General features: G+C 58.8%; 15 protein-coding genes. 5 read left to right on the top strand and 10 right to left on the bottom strand.

Annotation, left to right across the window (positions count from 1 at the left end):
- Nucleotides 1-87 precede the first annotated feature (87 nt).
- The gene (locus ACP7E4_RS01295) at nucleotides 88-966 is read left to right on the top strand and encodes a helix-turn-helix transcriptional regulator (RefSeq protein ID WP_426110915.1); all 879 of its coding nucleotides are present in this window, start codon (nucleotides 88-90) and stop codon (nucleotides 964-966) included.
- Nucleotides 967-1,066: 100 nt separating this feature from the next.
- On the opposite strand, the gene ACP7E4_RS01290 is transcribed toward ACP7E4_RS01295, so the two are convergent.
- From ACP7E4_RS01290 to ACP7E4_RS01275, 4 genes are all read right to left on the bottom strand, one after another.
- Nucleotides 1,067-1,813, bottom strand: coding sequence for a substrate-binding periplasmic protein (locus tag ACP7E4_RS01290; RefSeq protein ID WP_426110913.1), 747 nt, complete (start codon nucleotides 1,811-1,813; stop codon nucleotides 1,067-1,069).
- A 23-nt stretch (nucleotides 1,814-1,836) separates the two neighbouring features.
- The gene (locus ACP7E4_RS01285; protein WP_426111491.1) at nucleotides 1,837-3,177 is read right to left on the bottom strand and encodes a diguanylate cyclase domain-containing protein; all 1,341 of its coding nucleotides are present in this window, start codon (nucleotides 3,175-3,177) and stop codon (nucleotides 1,837-1,839) included.
- Between the two features lies 1 nt (nucleotide 3,178).
- On the bottom strand, nucleotides 3,179-3,949 hold the full coding sequence (locus ACP7E4_RS01280) for a substrate-binding periplasmic protein (RefSeq protein WP_426110911.1): 771 nt from the start codon (nucleotides 3,947-3,949) through the stop codon (nucleotides 3,179-3,181).
- 198 nt (nucleotides 3,950-4,147) lie between these two features.
- Nucleotides 4,148-5,374 (bottom strand): MFS transporter, encoded by a 1,227-nt coding sequence (locus ACP7E4_RS01275; protein WP_426110909.1) that lies wholly within the window; start codon nucleotides 5,372-5,374, stop codon nucleotides 4,148-4,150.
- 724 nt (nucleotides 5,375-6,098) lie between these two features.
- Between ACP7E4_RS01275 and ACP7E4_RS01270 the strand changes: the two genes are divergently transcribed.
- The 3 genes from ACP7E4_RS01270 (at nucleotide 6,099) to ACP7E4_RS01260 (ending at nucleotide 8,557) form a co-directional block, all read left to right on the top strand.
- On the top strand, nucleotides 6,099-6,734 hold the full coding sequence (locus ACP7E4_RS01270; RefSeq protein ID WP_426110907.1) for an NADPH-dependent F420 reductase: 636 nt from the start codon (nucleotides 6,099-6,101) through the stop codon (nucleotides 6,732-6,734).
- A gap of 52 nt (nucleotides 6,735-6,786) precedes the next feature.
- Nucleotides 6,787-7,752: an SDR family oxidoreductase gene (locus ACP7E4_RS01265; RefSeq protein ID WP_426110905.1), complete on the top strand. Its 966-nt coding sequence runs from the start codon at nucleotides 6,787-6,789 to the stop codon at nucleotides 7,750-7,752.
- A 184-nt stretch (nucleotides 7,753-7,936) separates the two neighbouring features.
- Nucleotides 7,937-8,557 (top strand): NADPH-dependent F420 reductase, encoded by a 621-nt coding sequence (locus ACP7E4_RS01260; RefSeq protein ID WP_426110903.1) that lies wholly within the window; start codon nucleotides 7,937-7,939, stop codon nucleotides 8,555-8,557.
- Nucleotides 8,558-8,729: 172 nt separating this feature from the next.
- Here the strand turns inward: ACP7E4_RS01260 and ACP7E4_RS01255 are convergent, their stop codons facing one another.
- The 3 genes from ACP7E4_RS01255 to ACP7E4_RS01245 all read right to left on the bottom strand — a co-directional run bounded on the left by ACP7E4_RS01255 (nucleotide 8,730) and on the right by ACP7E4_RS01245 (nucleotide 10,636).
- Nucleotides 8,730-9,149: a nuclear transport factor 2 family protein gene (locus ACP7E4_RS01255; protein WP_426110901.1), complete on the bottom strand. Its 420-nt coding sequence runs from the start codon at nucleotides 9,147-9,149 to the stop codon at nucleotides 8,730-8,732.
- Nucleotides 9,150-9,228: 79 nt separating this feature from the next.
- Nucleotides 9,229-9,828: an NADPH-dependent F420 reductase gene (locus ACP7E4_RS01250; protein ID WP_426110899.1), complete on the bottom strand. Its 600-nt coding sequence runs from the start codon at nucleotides 9,826-9,828 to the stop codon at nucleotides 9,229-9,231.
- Between the two features lie 73 nt (nucleotides 9,829-9,901).
- Nucleotides 9,902-10,636, bottom strand: coding sequence for an SDR family NAD(P)-dependent oxidoreductase (locus ACP7E4_RS01245; protein ID WP_426110898.1), 735 nt, complete (start codon nucleotides 10,634-10,636; stop codon nucleotides 9,902-9,904).
- A gap of 111 nt (nucleotides 10,637-10,747) precedes the next feature.
- Between ACP7E4_RS01245 and ACP7E4_RS01240 the strand changes: the two genes are divergently transcribed.
- A complete protein-coding gene (locus tag ACP7E4_RS01240; RefSeq protein ID WP_426110896.1) occupies nucleotides 10,748-11,131 on the top strand; it encodes a winged helix-turn-helix transcriptional regulator in 384 nt (127 codons plus the stop codon).
- Between the two features lie 400 nt (nucleotides 11,132-11,531).
- Here the strand turns inward: ACP7E4_RS01240 and ACP7E4_RS01235 are convergent, their stop codons facing one another.
- From ACP7E4_RS01235 to ACP7E4_RS01225, 3 genes are read right to left on the bottom strand one after another with little or no spacing between them, the layout of a single operon-like run.
- On the bottom strand, nucleotides 11,532-12,401 hold the full coding sequence (locus tag ACP7E4_RS01235; RefSeq protein WP_426110894.1) for an NmrA family NAD(P)-binding protein: 870 nt from the start codon (nucleotides 12,399-12,401) through the stop codon (nucleotides 11,532-11,534).
- 32 nt (nucleotides 12,402-12,433) lie between these two features.
- Complete coding sequence (locus ACP7E4_RS01230) at nucleotides 12,434-12,604, bottom strand: hypothetical protein (protein ID WP_426110892.1); 171 nt, start codon at nucleotides 12,602-12,604, stop codon at nucleotides 12,434-12,436.
- Nucleotides 12,601-12,825: an alcohol dehydrogenase catalytic domain-containing protein gene (locus ACP7E4_RS01225; protein ID WP_426110890.1), complete on the bottom strand. Its 225-nt coding sequence runs from the start codon at nucleotides 12,823-12,825 to the stop codon at nucleotides 12,601-12,603. Before ACP7E4_RS01225 ends, ACP7E4_RS01230 begins: the two co-directional genes overlap by 4 nt.
- Nucleotides 12,826-12,882 lie beyond the last annotated feature (57 nt).

The raw sequence follows: 12,882 nt of genomic DNA, 5'->3' as shown, positions 1-12,882 counted from the left end.
CTCTTTGCGGAAGTCCGCAGAGTGCGCGTAACGTTTATCCGGTTAAAGGTGTGACATTATCAGGGTATAAAAACTAACAGGATCACCATGGCAAGCCAGTCTGCTCATTTGCTGGGAACATATTTGAAGGATTGCCGAGCGCGTCTGGACCCTGTGAGTTTTGGTTATTCCAGCGCTCGTCGGCGCACTCCAGGCTTGCGCCGAGAGGAAGTTGCGCACCGTGCCAATATTAGCGCTACCTGGTACACGTGGCTGGAGCAAGGACGCGGTGGCGCACCCTCCGCGCAAGTGTTGAACCGAATTGCTCAAAGCCTGTTGATGACCGAGCCGGAGCGGGAGCACTTGTTCATGCTCGCCTTTGGTCATCCTCCCGAAGTTGTCTACTCTGCGCCTGATGGGGTGACGCCGCGCTTGCAACGAGTTCTGGATACCCTCGAATTCAGCCCCGCTTTTATTAAAACCGCCACGTGGGATGTGTTGGCCTGGAACAGCGCTGCGGCGGCAGTTTTTACTGACTACAGTCTGCTGCCGGTCGAGCAGCGCAACATCCTGCGTCTGATGTTTTGCAACCCCGGCGCGCGGGCCAAACAAGACGACTGGCAGGCTGTCGCGCGTTTCATTGTCGCTGCATTCCGGGCGGATGCCACACGCGCCGGAGCTGCCGCCGAAGTCATCAAGCTCGCCGATGAGCTCTGCATCCTGAGCCCCGATTTCGCGGCGTTGTGGCGTGACAATGACGTGCGTCTACAGGGTGAAGGAACCAAGCGCCTGCGCCATGCAATCCATGGCGTCATCGAGCTGGAATACTCCGGCTTTGCGGTGGATGGTCGCCCGGACCTTTCGATGATCGTCTATAACCCGGTTTCGAACGCCGATGCAGATCGCGTCCGGGCGATTCTGGAAAGCCATTTGGCACCCGGAAGTGTTGCTCGCGACAAGTCCTGCAGACCTTCATCACGGCCCTAGAGACCTCGGCAAGGCTCCTGGCTGATGCAAGCAGCTGGTACCGATCCAAATCGGCCATATCGCCCGAGCAACAGGTGACAAGCGACGAGGCAACAGTCGCTCAGTCCGTTAGCTTTGAGGGACGATCTTCACTCCATATCCGGGCCACTGCCCCTGAGGCTTCGAGTTGCTCGAATGAGCGCCGGGCCTTGTCGACCACTTCGTCCGATGTGCCTCGACTGAACGCCATGTATATCCTGGCGGGCTGCTCGCTGATCGAATAGATTTCCTCCAGCGAGTCAAAATCCAGCTGCGCGGCTTCACTGGCCAGACGTGCCGAGGGCTCTGACATCGGGAGCAGCTGGATTTGTTGATTGAGCAATTTTTGAAAGTTATCGCGATTATCGGCTGACACAACCAGGCGAGTGAACCCTTGCAGCTCCAGAAAAGTCTGCTTGGTATCGTTACGGACCACGCCAACAGTGTAGCGTTTGGCATCTTCAAGGCTGTTCACCGTGATACCGGTGCGCCCACGTAACTTGTAAAACTTGATCGTAACCCTGTGGATCTCGCCTACCCACTCGAACAACTCTTCGCGGATCGCGGTACGCGTCACGGGATAGATCAGGACGTCAGGCTCATGCAAAGCCTTTTCGTAGGCCCGTGCCCATGGGTATATCGTGAGGCTATAGTCAGTCAGCGCAGCGCCTCGCAAGGTTTCTTCGACGATGCGAGTACCCGGACCGACAATCTTGCCGTCACGATGGTACGCGTACATAGAGTCCTCGGTCACCACTTCAATCCCCTCGGCGTGGGAGTGCAGGCTGACCAGGAACAAGCATGCGCAGAACGTCATACGAGAATGCATACAGACCTCATGGCCACACTGATTTATAAAGCGACGCGATTGCGCCCTTGAGATTTGGCCCGGTACAGCGCTTGATCGGCGCGTTGCAGCAATTGGTCGAAATGGTCCATGGTTTGGGGTTCCAGCTCAGCGACCCCGATACTCAAAGTCACAAAGGGCGACACGGTCGAGCCGCTATGTGGCAACTCTCGAGCAGCCAAGCTTGTGCGCAGTAGTTGGGCAGCGTTGTATGCCTGTTTTGCATCGACGTTAGGCAGGACCACTACGAATTCCTCGCCGCCCACTCGGGCAGCCAGTTCGCCAGAGCGTCCAAAGACGCTCCTCAAGGTTTCAGCGACCTGTTTCAGGCACTCGTCACCCAGCATGTGGCCGTAGGTGTCGTTGTAAAACTTGAAGAAATCGACGTCGCACATGAGCACCGCCAGCGGTGTGTTGTGACGCACGGCGCGGCGAAACTCCACTTCCTTCAGTTCGTCGAAATAGCGACGGTTGGCCAGTCCCGTCAGCGCATCGTGACGTGACAGGGCTTCGAGAGACTGATTGGCGGCCTTCAATTGCGCGGTACGCGCTTCAACCAGTTCGGCCAAATCATCGCGGCTGGCGGCAATGGCCAGTTCATCCGAATGCTGGCGCTCCAGATGGGCATGAAGATTGTCCTGAAGCTCATTCACTTGGGATTCGAGCAGGCCAAGCTCGTCCTGACGCCGCACTGAGCGCTGCAGCTTGAGGTGATTCCCGAGCGTTTGTGGCGCGAGCCCACCCAGATGCCTCGCGATGTGGACGACGTGCACGGTCACCAATCGATTAAACATGGTCATGACCAATCCAGCCAGCAACAACGACTGGATCACTTGCGTAATAACGATGCTCCGGGCTTCGCCCCAAAGACGCGCCCAAAGCAAATCAGCATCGCCTTCGATAGTCAGCGCGCCGACAACTTCGTGTGCTCCCGCATAGGGCTGGGCTACGAGCTGGCGATGCAGCATCGGCGCCTTGTCCGACGTGGCGTCGGTATAGCGATTGAGTTCAATGACTTCAGGCAATTGACCGGGGCGCAGGATGCTCAGCACCACGCGCCCGACCGGCGCGGCGCTGGCGACGCTGGCGAGTTGCTTGTTCAGCGATTCACGGTCCATTTCCCAAATGGCATGGGACAAGGTGTTTTGGAACACCTGATCGATCAGGACAAGTTCCGAATTCATCTCCTTCAGATTACTTTTCCAAGCCATCCAAGTACGCAAAGAGACCATCGCCAAGGTAAAGATCAGGCAAAATAAAAGCGTCGCCAGCACCAGGCGACGTCCCAGCGAGCTGAACCTGTTGCCTTGAGGTTGTTGAGCTGGACTCTCGAGATTACCCTCCATGTCATAACCACTTGCGCATGATGGCGTCGTAAACGCCATTGCGTCTGATGGTTTCCAGGCCTAGACGAAATTTTTCAACCGTCTGGGCCGGCGTCTCCCGGCTGAACGCCATGCTCAAGCCTTCCTGACTAGTGAGCTCTGGCAGCGCCAGGGAACGGATCAGCACCTTTTCCGGGTCTTCGCCATTCTGGCGGGTCAGGTACAGCGCGTTGAGTTCGTTGGAAATCCACAGTTCGACGTGATCGACTTTGAGCTTGCGGTAGTTGTGTTCGTACTTGGTGCTCGACTGCAGTTCCTCACCAATACGAAAACCTTTTGAAATCAGATATTGCTCCCCCACGTCCTGATTGACCGTAGCGATTTGATGACCGCGGGCATCGTTTAGCGAGTTGAGTTTTATCGGCCGCTCCGCCAATGAAAATATGTACCACTGAGTCGGCGCAATCGCGCCTACCCAGTGAAACAGCTCCTCTCGCGCAGGCGTGCGGGCAATTGAATAAATCAACACATTGCTTTCATTGAGCGCCAGCTCGTATGCACGCGCCCAGGGCATAGGTTGAATCGAAGTTTCAATGCCAATCTCCTTGAGTACGGCCTGAACCACTTCGGTACTCATGCCAGTCACCTGGCCATGCTGTGTCATGTTGTAGGGTGGCAACTCTTCCGTGACGATCCTCAAAGCAGGCTCTGCGTTGGCGGTCGGCGAAAACTCGCTTGCGGCCAAAAGCATGAGGACGCTAAACGTCAGTAGGCGGTTGAGCGGCGAAGCCATAGACGTTTACCCTGGTTTACTCATAGAGGCGGACGAGGCTTGGAGCCGTCGCCTTACTATTTATCGGCTGGGCTAGCGCGCGCTTGAGTTCACCCATGGAAACCGAAATTTTCAAGGGGTCGACTGAAGAATTGAGTGCCAGGGTTGGCCGAAAGGCGTCATTTAACACGGCAGGATCGGCGCCTTCCAACGGTCTGATCAGCAGGGTTGCGCCGCCAGGCTATTACTGACGTTACGCCCTAGGACAAGCACCGTAACAAAACCGAAGCCCACCAGGGCCGTGGCTAAACTCAACAGCACTGAGCTTCCCAGTTGGTCGACGATCTGCCCACCGAAGAACGAGCCCAACGCAATAATCACCTGGAACAAGGCGACGAATAATGGCATGCCGCGTTCGACATCCTTGGGCGCTACGACAAACATCCAGATACTGGCGCAGGCCGGGAAGGCGCCGAAGGCGAAGCCCCAGAGCGCCATCAGCATCGCTGCGCCGGTCATGCCGGTGGCGAAGTAGGGGAACAGTGCGGTGCTGATGCCGATCATCAGTGCGACCAGCAACAGGGTGTGACGCACGCTGCGGTTGGCGGCGAAACCGGCGAAAATATTACCCATCACTCCGGCCACGCCATACAGCAGCAGCAGTGAGCCAATAGTCGGCCCATCGAAGCCTGCACTTTGTTTGAAGAAGGGTGCCACATAGGTGTACGCGGCAAAGTGCGCCAGGCCAATCAGCAATACAGCGATCAATCCAACCCGAGATTGTGGATTGATAAACAAGGCCGGCAGGTCACTGATGCGAATGGCCTTGTCCGGGTTGAGCTGCGGTAGCAGGAAGATCTGCGCCAGTAGCACCGGTACACCCACTAGCGCGGTTACCAGAAAGGTCATGCGCCAACCCATCACGCCACTCAGCCAGGTGCCAACGGGCACGCCCAGCACGGTGGCCAAGGTCACACCGACCATGATGATCGAGGTGGCCTGGGCCACACCCACTCCCTTGGGGGCCAGGCGGCCGCTGAGGGCAATCGCAGTAGCCCAGAAACCGCCGATACTAATGCCCAATAGTACGCGGCCGAACAGCAGCAGGCTGAAGTCGCTGGCGTAGGCCACGACCGAGTTGGCGATGATCATTATCAGCGTCAGGCCGATAAGCAGATAGCGACGGTCCAAGGCGCCAATGCCAACAGACAGCAAAGGGGCGGCGAGGGCGGCCGCTATGCCGGGGAGGGTAACCATCAGACCGGCGTGGCCTGCACTGATGCCGAGGTCACTGGCGACATCGTTGAGTACGCCCACGGGGAGAAACTCACTGGTAACCAAGGCGAAGGCACCCACGGCTACAGATAGAATCGCCAACCATTGCTGTTTGACGCTCTGCGGACTACGTTCAGCGGGACCGTGAGGGGCGTGACTGGCGCTTGGCATGGTGCTGGGTTCCAGGGGGAAGGTCGCCTGACTGCAGGCGGGGGGGAGCGGGGAGAAAACGGGAGGCGATTATATGAGTCAGAATTTGCAAGCAAACAGGCGGGCCTTTCGATAGTAATCATCAGCGCAATCGATGAGACGCCCCGAGGGCAGCCTCCGCCTTACAGGAAACCGACCAAAGCTGAGCGCCTGCTTTTGGCCGATTTCGCCCCGTGGCGACCGGCTGAATTCGACCCTGAACCCCGCCATTCGCTGCACCTTGTAGCCGGTGGTGTGTGCATATAGTTCGTGCGACGTGACAGGGCGCGCTTGCCGTCTTGCTTATGCCTTACTCTCAGGAAACAGACATCCGCCATTGCAGACCAGCGCCTTCAACTCTTCGCTCTCCTGCGTGGGGCTTCGACTTAATCGAGTAGCGAACTCCTCGAGGTCCCGTGCGTACGGCTTCGATTCGTGCTTCTCGCTCCCAAGGACGATGTCGAGCACGATGGGAATGAGGATATATCCACGCCATAGTTCACTGCGCAATGGGACCGAACGTCTTCTTTAGACGTCGTTTTTCATGGCTGGATCTTGATATTGCTTGCGTTTAGCAAGTAAATTTCCGTCATTCACTTGCATTTTACAAGTGAAAAGACCAGCATGGCTCGTACGTTGATCGCGGCCGCCGGGTCGCGCCGGCAGTCCATGAATGATCAACCCCATATCTGCAAGGAAACTGCACATGAGCACTATCAGCATCATCGGCTCAGGTGGCATGGCTGCATCGATCGGCGGCCTTGCCGCCAAGGCCGGACACACCGTCGAGGTGATGAGTCGTGACGCCGCCAAGGCGCGGGCACTGGCCGAGCAGGTCGGAGCCGGCGCGACGACAGGAACGTACGGCGCCGCCCCGGCGGGGGATATTGTCATTCTGGCGGTTCCCTACTCCGCAGTTCTCGACGTGGTGAAGCAGTACGGCGAAGAACTGGCAGGCAAGCTTCTTGTCGACATCACCAACCCCGTCGCCCCCGACTTCACAAGCTTTGTGACCCCTGAGGACAGTTTCGGCGCGCAGGAGATCGCCAAAGCAGCCCCTGCCGACGCCGAAGTCGTCAAGGCGTTCAACACCCAGTTCTCCCACGTCCTGGCTGCCGGTTCTGTCGAGGGTCACCCGTTGGACGTGTTCATCGCCGGGGACGACGCGCAGGCGAAGGCACGCGTTTCGGCGTTCATCGAGAGCCTCGGACTGCGCCCGATGGACACCGGACCGCTGCTCATGGCGCGAACGCTGGAGCATGCCTGCCTGCTTTCGCTGGGCCTCATCGCCCACTCCGTCAAGCACACCAACTTTTCAATCGGCGTCAGCCTTCTCGGCTGAGTGCGCCTATAGCACCACTGCTCGCATCACATCACTTACAAGGAGCATCAACATGCACGTATTCGTCACTGGCGGGACTGGCCATTCCGGTCCGTACATCATCTCCGACCTCATCGCCGCCGGCCACGAGGTCACCGCTTTGGCCCGGTCGGACAGTGCGGCGGAGGTGGTCACTGCGCTCGGCGCAAAGGTGCGTCGCGGTGATCTCGATGATCTCGACGGGCTCAAGGAGGCGGCTGCAGCCGCCGACGGCGTGATCCACGTCGCGCACAGACAAGACCTGCTTCCGGTCGGCGGGATCGACGCTGTTGCCGCAGCGGAGGTCCAGATAATGCTCGCATACGGTGATGCACTGGCTGGAACGGGAAAGCCGCTGGTCGTGTCGGGAAGCATCGGTTCGCCGACTAACGAGGGTTGGCCGGTTCCTGGGCCGCTCCAGAGCCGACCGGCGACCGAGGAGGATCCGGCTCTTTCTCCGGCTGGCGATCAATATAAGGGCTCCCTGCGGGTTCGTAACATCGTGGAGCTTACCGTAATCGGTCTCGCAGAGCGGGGCGTGCGGTCTTCGGTCGTGCGCATTTCTGAAATCATGCACAGCTCAACCGACAAGGCCGGTTTCCTTCAGGTCCTAATCGGGCAAGCAAAGGAAAAGGGCGTCGTTGGCTTCCCTGGCGACGGCTCCAACCGGTGGGCGGCAGTGCATGCCCGCGACCTCGCGACCCTATTCCGCCTGGCGCTGGAGAAGGGTCCCGCTGGCAGATGCTGGCATGCGGTTGCCGAAGGGTCTATCCCGTACCGCGAGATCGCGGAGGCCATTGGCAGCCGTCTGAACCTTCCCGCCGTGCCCATTCCCGTGGACGTAATGATGGGGCCGGGTTTCTTCGGCTTCCTCGCGAACCTGGTGACGCTGGATACCCCGGCGTCGAACGATATCACGCGCCAGACGCTCGGCTGGACGCCAATGCAGCCCGGCCTGTTTGCCAATATGGACAATGGCCACTACTTCCCTGCCGCCTGAGTGAGCTGAGGCTGTTCGCCGGGTCGCAATGAGCCCGGCGAACAGCAACGGCGCGATGCCGTGATCCGTTCGACCCGAGCATGCATAAGGGCGGCGGATGCGGCCCGGCACACACGGGATATCAACCGTGGGGAGGCCCGTTCAGAGACTGCGGGCAATACCTCAACTCATTTGGAGATTACACATGAGCACTATCAGCATCATTGGCTCAGGAGGAATGGCCGCGGCGATCGCCGGTCGTACCGTCAAAGCTGGATACACCGTTGAGGTGGTCAGCCGCGACCCCGCCAAGGCGCAGGCGCTGGCCGACAAGCTCGCAGCCGGAGCGACCACAGGGAAGTACGGGGCCACTCCGGCCGGTGACATCGTCATCCTCGCCGTGCCGTATACCGGTGCGGCGTCGGTGGTGGCCGACTACGGGGAGGCGCTCGACGGCAAGGTGATCATCGACATCACCAACACGGCCTCTCCGGACCTCACGGGCCTCGTCTCTCCCGCCGGCAGTTCTGGTGCGCAGGAGATCGCCAGGATCGCCCCCGCCGGCGCGCATGTCGTGAAGGCGTTCAACACCCTCTTCGGCCACGTCCTTGCCAAGGGTGGGCGCCTCGACACGTTCATCGCCGCAGACGATCCGCAGGCCAAGGCGCGCGTCTCGACGTTCATCGAGAGTCTCGGGCTGCGTCCGCTGGATGTCGGCGGCCTGCACATGGCGCAGACGCTTGAGGCGCTCGGCCTGATGATGATCGGCCTGGCCAAAAACGGCGCCGGCACTTGGGACATCGCCTTGAACGTCGATATCGGCTGAATCGCCGACACCACGCCCCTCACCGCCAGACCCATAACGTATCTGATTAGAGCAGACGCGATCAGATGTGAGAGAGATGGAGAGATTTCGATGAATGTAAAAGAGATATTCTCTTGAATGCTCATAAAGACCTCTCCATTGCTCTTACATCGGATCGTGTAGTGTCGGTAATTCAGCCGAGGCCAAGTTGTTGCTGCATGACGGAAGCCTCGTTGTAGCAATGGAAAGATATGATCTTCCCGTTTTCGAGGTGGAAAACATCGCAAGACGGGACATCTATCGTCTTGCCCGTGGGAGCTAGAGTCCCGGAAGCAAGAGCCAGATCCCCTGTGTGCGTTCCCCGAATCGCGAGCTCGACAACGACGACATCTCCCGCGACGTGGATGTTCAACAACTCACGGTGGACATCGGGGAACGCGCTTACCAGGCCAGCGATAGAGTCACCAATGGCCTTCCCGCGGAACTTCATGCCGGAAGCCATATCCCACATGTATCCTTCCTCAGAGAACATCGAAACAAACTTCTCGATATCCGTTCCTTGCCCCTCCGCGGCGGCACAGAGTTCTCTGATTATTCTTTCATTATTAAGCATCATCGCTCCTTTTCTTCGTTATTAAGTACTTATCTAATCGTCGAGGCGGGGTAGCGTCGAAAGTTTCGATCACGATTCATCAGTCGAACTTGACCAGGTCCTTGAAGATCAGTTGACCCCAGCTATTTCCCCGCGCCTGCACAAGCAGTCCACCTTCCGAAAGGCCGCCAAGTCTGATCGGCGAGAAACCGAGTTTTTCCGCAAGCGCACCAATCTCCGCTGCGGCGTCGTCATCGTCGCTCGTCAGGAACACAACTCGCCTGCCACCCTGTACGGCCGGATCTTGACCAAGGACGGCAGCACCCAAATGATTGAAGCCCCTGACCAGTCTCGCGCCGGTGAAGGCCTGCGCGACAACCCTGGAAGAAGGCTGACCGCCCAGTTCCTCAGGGGACACGCCGTAGGCATTGGTCACATCGATGATGGTCTTGCCCTGCCAGGTCGGCAACGCCTTCGCGACATCCGGGTGCGACTCGAAACGGACCGCCAAAAAGACGATGTCCGCCTTGACGGCTTCCGTCAGTGTTTTGGGAATGATCTGGGGTCCGATCGCGGCCGCGGCGGGTGCGAAGCTTTCCGGGTCGCGGGTCGTTGCCACGGAGACTTCGATGCCGCTTCGGGTAAACGCCTTGGCCAGGGCCTGGCCGATATTGCCGAAGCCGATAATTGCGTAGCTCATAGTTTTTCCTCAGGTTTAACCACGCCCAGCGGGCTTCGAATATCGAATGGGGTGACCGACCGGGCGCAGTGAGTCAGATTTGCGCCAGGCCACCGTCGACGGCGACTTCGCTGGCGGTCATGAAGCTGCTGTCTTGCGACGCGAGAAAAGCGGCCACTGCGCCGATTTCCGCCGGTTCAGCCATGCGCTGTAGCGGATTCATCGCGGCGAAGACCTTCATGCCTTCCTCGCCTAGCGCTTGCTTCGCGAGATCGGTCGCCGTCGGCCCGGGCGACAGCACGTTTACCCGGATGCCGGTGCCCTTCAGATCCTCCGCCCAGGTCTTCGCGAGGTTGCGCACTGCTGCCTTGCTCGCGCTGTAGGCACTGAATGCCGGGGCGCCCGTGGTGCCGGCGCTCGACCCGGTCAGGATGATTGAACCGCCCTGGCCCATCAGCCGCAGCGCCTTCTGGACCGTGAAGATCGTACCCTTCACGTTGGTGTCGAAGGTTTCATCAATGTGCTCGGCGGTGATCTTGCCGAGCGCAAGCGGGCTTCCTGCCCCGGCATTGGCGAAGACGATGTCGAGGGTTCCGCGCTCGGCCTTCACCGCCGCGTAGAGTTGGTCGAGGTCGGCCTCATCGGAAACCGAGCCCTTCACCGCACGGGCATTGGGCCCGAGCTCGGCCACAGCGGCGTCGAGCGCTGCCTGTCGGCGACCGAAGATGAAGACGAAGGCGCCTTCCTCGATGAAGCGCTTGGCTGCGGCGAGGCCGATACCGGTAGCGCCGCCGGTGATCACGGCGGTCTTTCCATTCAGTCTGGTCATGACGTGCATTTCCCTGGAGTTCTATGCAAGCAGGGAACTGCTTGCTTGAGAACAACTATGCAGTCCTGATAACCTAAGGACAAGTATGCACCTTTTGGTAAGTATAAAATTATGACGACGTCTTCTGAAGTCTGCGGTACCGGTTGCGGGCTCAACGCCACGCTGCGCATCATCTCGGGCAAGTGGAAACCGCTGATCCTGTTTTTCCTGCGCGACGGCCCGAAGCGCTACGGCGAGCTCAAGCGCTTGATCGCAGGGGTCAGCGACAAGGTGCTGATCCAGGCGTTGAAGGATCTGGAGGCCGATTGCGTGCTGGCGCGGACCGACTACAAGGAGGTCCCGCCACGCGTGGACTACGCGTTGACCCCGCTCGGGCGCAGCCTGGCTGACGCGATCATCCCGCTGTGCACCTGGGGAACCGAGAACGCGGCGGAAATGGCCAGCATCTTCGCCAAGCGCGACACTTCGCCCTGGCAAGATGCTGGAAAAAGCTGAGTTGGGCGACGCTCCGCATTCGTGTGAGGGCGGCAGGTTTAATTCTTCCATCAGACTGTCAGGATGCGTGGTTTGGGCGTTCTGGCACATGTTTTAGACGAAAGCTGAAGGTCCGCTTCTGGCCCCTCGCCGACTTTTACCGCCTGATTGAGCATTAACACGCTGCCTCGAAAGGGTCAGGCCTGCGTTGGGCGGACGAGCTTCAAGATGCTCGCGCGCGGCGGCAATATGACGTAGTCCAAGGGAGATGTACTTGATAAATTTACTCTGCCCGTGCGACTGAACAAACGTTGATTACTCATCGCGGTGTTCTCTTTTAGGGTTGAAAACCACACGTAATAGATTCAATAGGGGGCAGTACGCTAGCCAAAAATGAATCCACCCCCTTTGCCATGGCGGCTTAAGCCTCGGCAACGGCCTCGCGCACGAAGTCTTCGTAGGTGCGCAGCGGGTGCCCAATGATGGTCTGAAGCTTTTCTACCGTTCCTTCAGTTGATTGCATGCCGAAGGTCTGGATACTCGCCATCATCAGGCGCATGTCATAAGCCAGCCAGGTGGGACCATACAAAGCCAGCTGTCCTTCGAAAGCGGCTACGTCATCACCCCCGTAGGCGATCTCCCGGCCCAGAGCTGCACTCCAGGTCTTCGCCACGGACGCACCGGTGAGCACATGCGGCCCAACCAAATCCAGCGTTACACGATCCAGCGCAGAGGGTGCTTTGTCGCGTCGCAGCAGCTCTGCAACCGCGACATCAGCGATATCGCGCGCATCAATCATCGACACGCCCGCCGAGCCTATGGGCATTGGGTATACCGAGTAGCTCTGAATCGTCTGTTGGACCATGCGGTCGTTTTGCATGAAGTAAGCCGGACGCAGAACAGTTGCAGGAATGTCGAGGCTGTCGATCATGCGCTCAACGGTATGCTTGCCAGTGAAGTGCGGGACATTGGTGAATTTGTCGGCATGAATCACCGACAGGTAAACGATGCGCTCGATACCAGCCTCGCGAGCGAGGTTCAACGTGATAAGGGCCTGGGTTACCTCGTCGGGCGTCACGGCATTGAGCAAGAACAGCGTGCGCACCGAGGACAGCGCGACACGCATCGAAGCTACATCGGTGAGGTCTGCGACAACTTCAGTGACGCCTGCCGGGAACTCTCGCTTGGCCGCTTGGCGTACAAGGGCTTTGACCTCGGCGCCAACCTCAGCAAGGCCTTGAGTGATGAGTGAACCGATAGTGCCCGTGGCACCAATAACAAGAATGCTCATTTTGAAACTCCTGCGTTGAATATATGGGTGGGTCAGAGAGTGAAGTCCGCAACGACCTTGCCAGTGCGTGAAGCGGTGCGATTGCGTTCGATTGCCTTGGGGATGTCAGTGAAGCCAACTACGTCGCCGACCCTCGACTGAAGCGTGCCGCTGGCGACTTCCCAGGCCAGCTTTTCCAGCAATTCAGGGTCAGGTTTATTCATGAACCAAAGGCCCCGGCGCCCAGCACGATGGGCAATGGACGCGGGAATGCATTGCGCACATGACCTTCGCGAACCTTCCAGTCGATGCCGTTCACGCCAGCGGCTCGAACCAGAACCAGAACCTGGCCTTGCTCTGGTGCTGGCTTCTCGATCTCGGCAATTTGTGCGGCGTCCGTGCCGCCGTATGCCCTGATCCGTACAGCGCGTTGGATGGTGCTCATTGGAATTCCTCATATCGTGTTCCGATGACGAGAAAGTAATCCGTTGCACTTACAAAA

The sequence above is a fragment of the Pseudomonas sp. DSP3-2-3 genome (assembly GCF_049898225.1).
Classification (GTDB): Bacteria; Pseudomonadota; Gammaproteobacteria; order Pseudomonadales; family Pseudomonadaceae; genus Aquipseudomonas.
This window is presented reverse-complemented; position numbering and strand designations above follow the sequence as displayed.

Excerpts from the sequence above, each read along its gene's own strand:
- ACP7E4_RS01280 (WP_426110911.1), bottom strand. The coding sequence starts at position 3,949 with ATGGCTTCGCCGCTCAACCGCCTACTGACGTTTAGCGTCCTCATGCTT.
- ACP7E4_RS01235 (WP_426110894.1), bottom strand. The coding sequence starts at position 12,401 with ATGAGCATTCTTGTTATTGGTGCCACGGGCACTATCGGTTCACTCATC.
- ACP7E4_RS01255 (WP_426110901.1), bottom strand. The coding sequence starts at position 9,149 with ATGCTTAATAATGAAAGAATAATCAGAGAACTCTGTGCCGCCGCGGAG.
- ACP7E4_RS01225 (WP_426110890.1), bottom strand. The coding sequence starts at position 12,825 with ATGAGCACCATCCAACGCGCTGTACGGATCAGGGCATACGGCGGCACG.
- ACP7E4_RS01230 (WP_426110892.1), bottom strand. The coding sequence starts at position 12,604 with ATGAATAAACCTGACCCTGAATTGCTGGAAAAGCTGGCCTGGGAAGTC.
- ACP7E4_RS01245 (WP_426110898.1), bottom strand. The coding sequence starts at position 10,636 with ATGACCAGACTGAATGGAAAGACCGCCGTGATCACCGGCGGCGCTACC.
- ACP7E4_RS01250 (WP_426110899.1), bottom strand. The coding sequence starts at position 9,828 with ATGAGCTACGCAATTATCGGCTTCGGCAATATCGGCCAGGCCCTGGCC.
- ACP7E4_RS01285 (WP_426111491.1), bottom strand. The coding sequence starts at position 3,177 with ATGGAGGGTAATCTCGAGAGTCCAGCTCAACAACCTCAAGGCAACAGG.
- ACP7E4_RS01290 (WP_426110913.1), bottom strand. The coding sequence starts at position 1,813 with ATGCATTCTCGTATGACGTTCTGCGCATGCTTGTTCCTGGTCAGCCTG.
- ACP7E4_RS01295 (WP_426110915.1), top strand. The coding sequence starts at position 88 with ATGGCAAGCCAGTCTGCTCATTTGCTGGGAACATATTTGAAGGATTGC.
- ACP7E4_RS01275 (WP_426110909.1), bottom strand. The coding sequence starts at position 5,374 with ATGCCAAGCGCCAGTCACGCCCCTCACGGTCCCGCTGAACGTAGTCCG.
- ACP7E4_RS01260 (WP_426110903.1), top strand. The coding sequence starts at position 7,937 with ATGAGCACTATCAGCATCATTGGCTCAGGAGGAATGGCCGCGGCGATC.
- ACP7E4_RS01240 (WP_426110896.1), top strand. The coding sequence starts at position 10,748 with ATGACGACGTCTTCTGAAGTCTGCGGTACCGGTTGCGGGCTCAACGCC.
- ACP7E4_RS01270 (WP_426110907.1), top strand. The coding sequence starts at position 6,099 with ATGAGCACTATCAGCATCATCGGCTCAGGTGGCATGGCTGCATCGATC.
- ACP7E4_RS01265 (WP_426110905.1), top strand. The coding sequence starts at position 6,787 with ATGCACGTATTCGTCACTGGCGGGACTGGCCATTCCGGTCCGTACATC.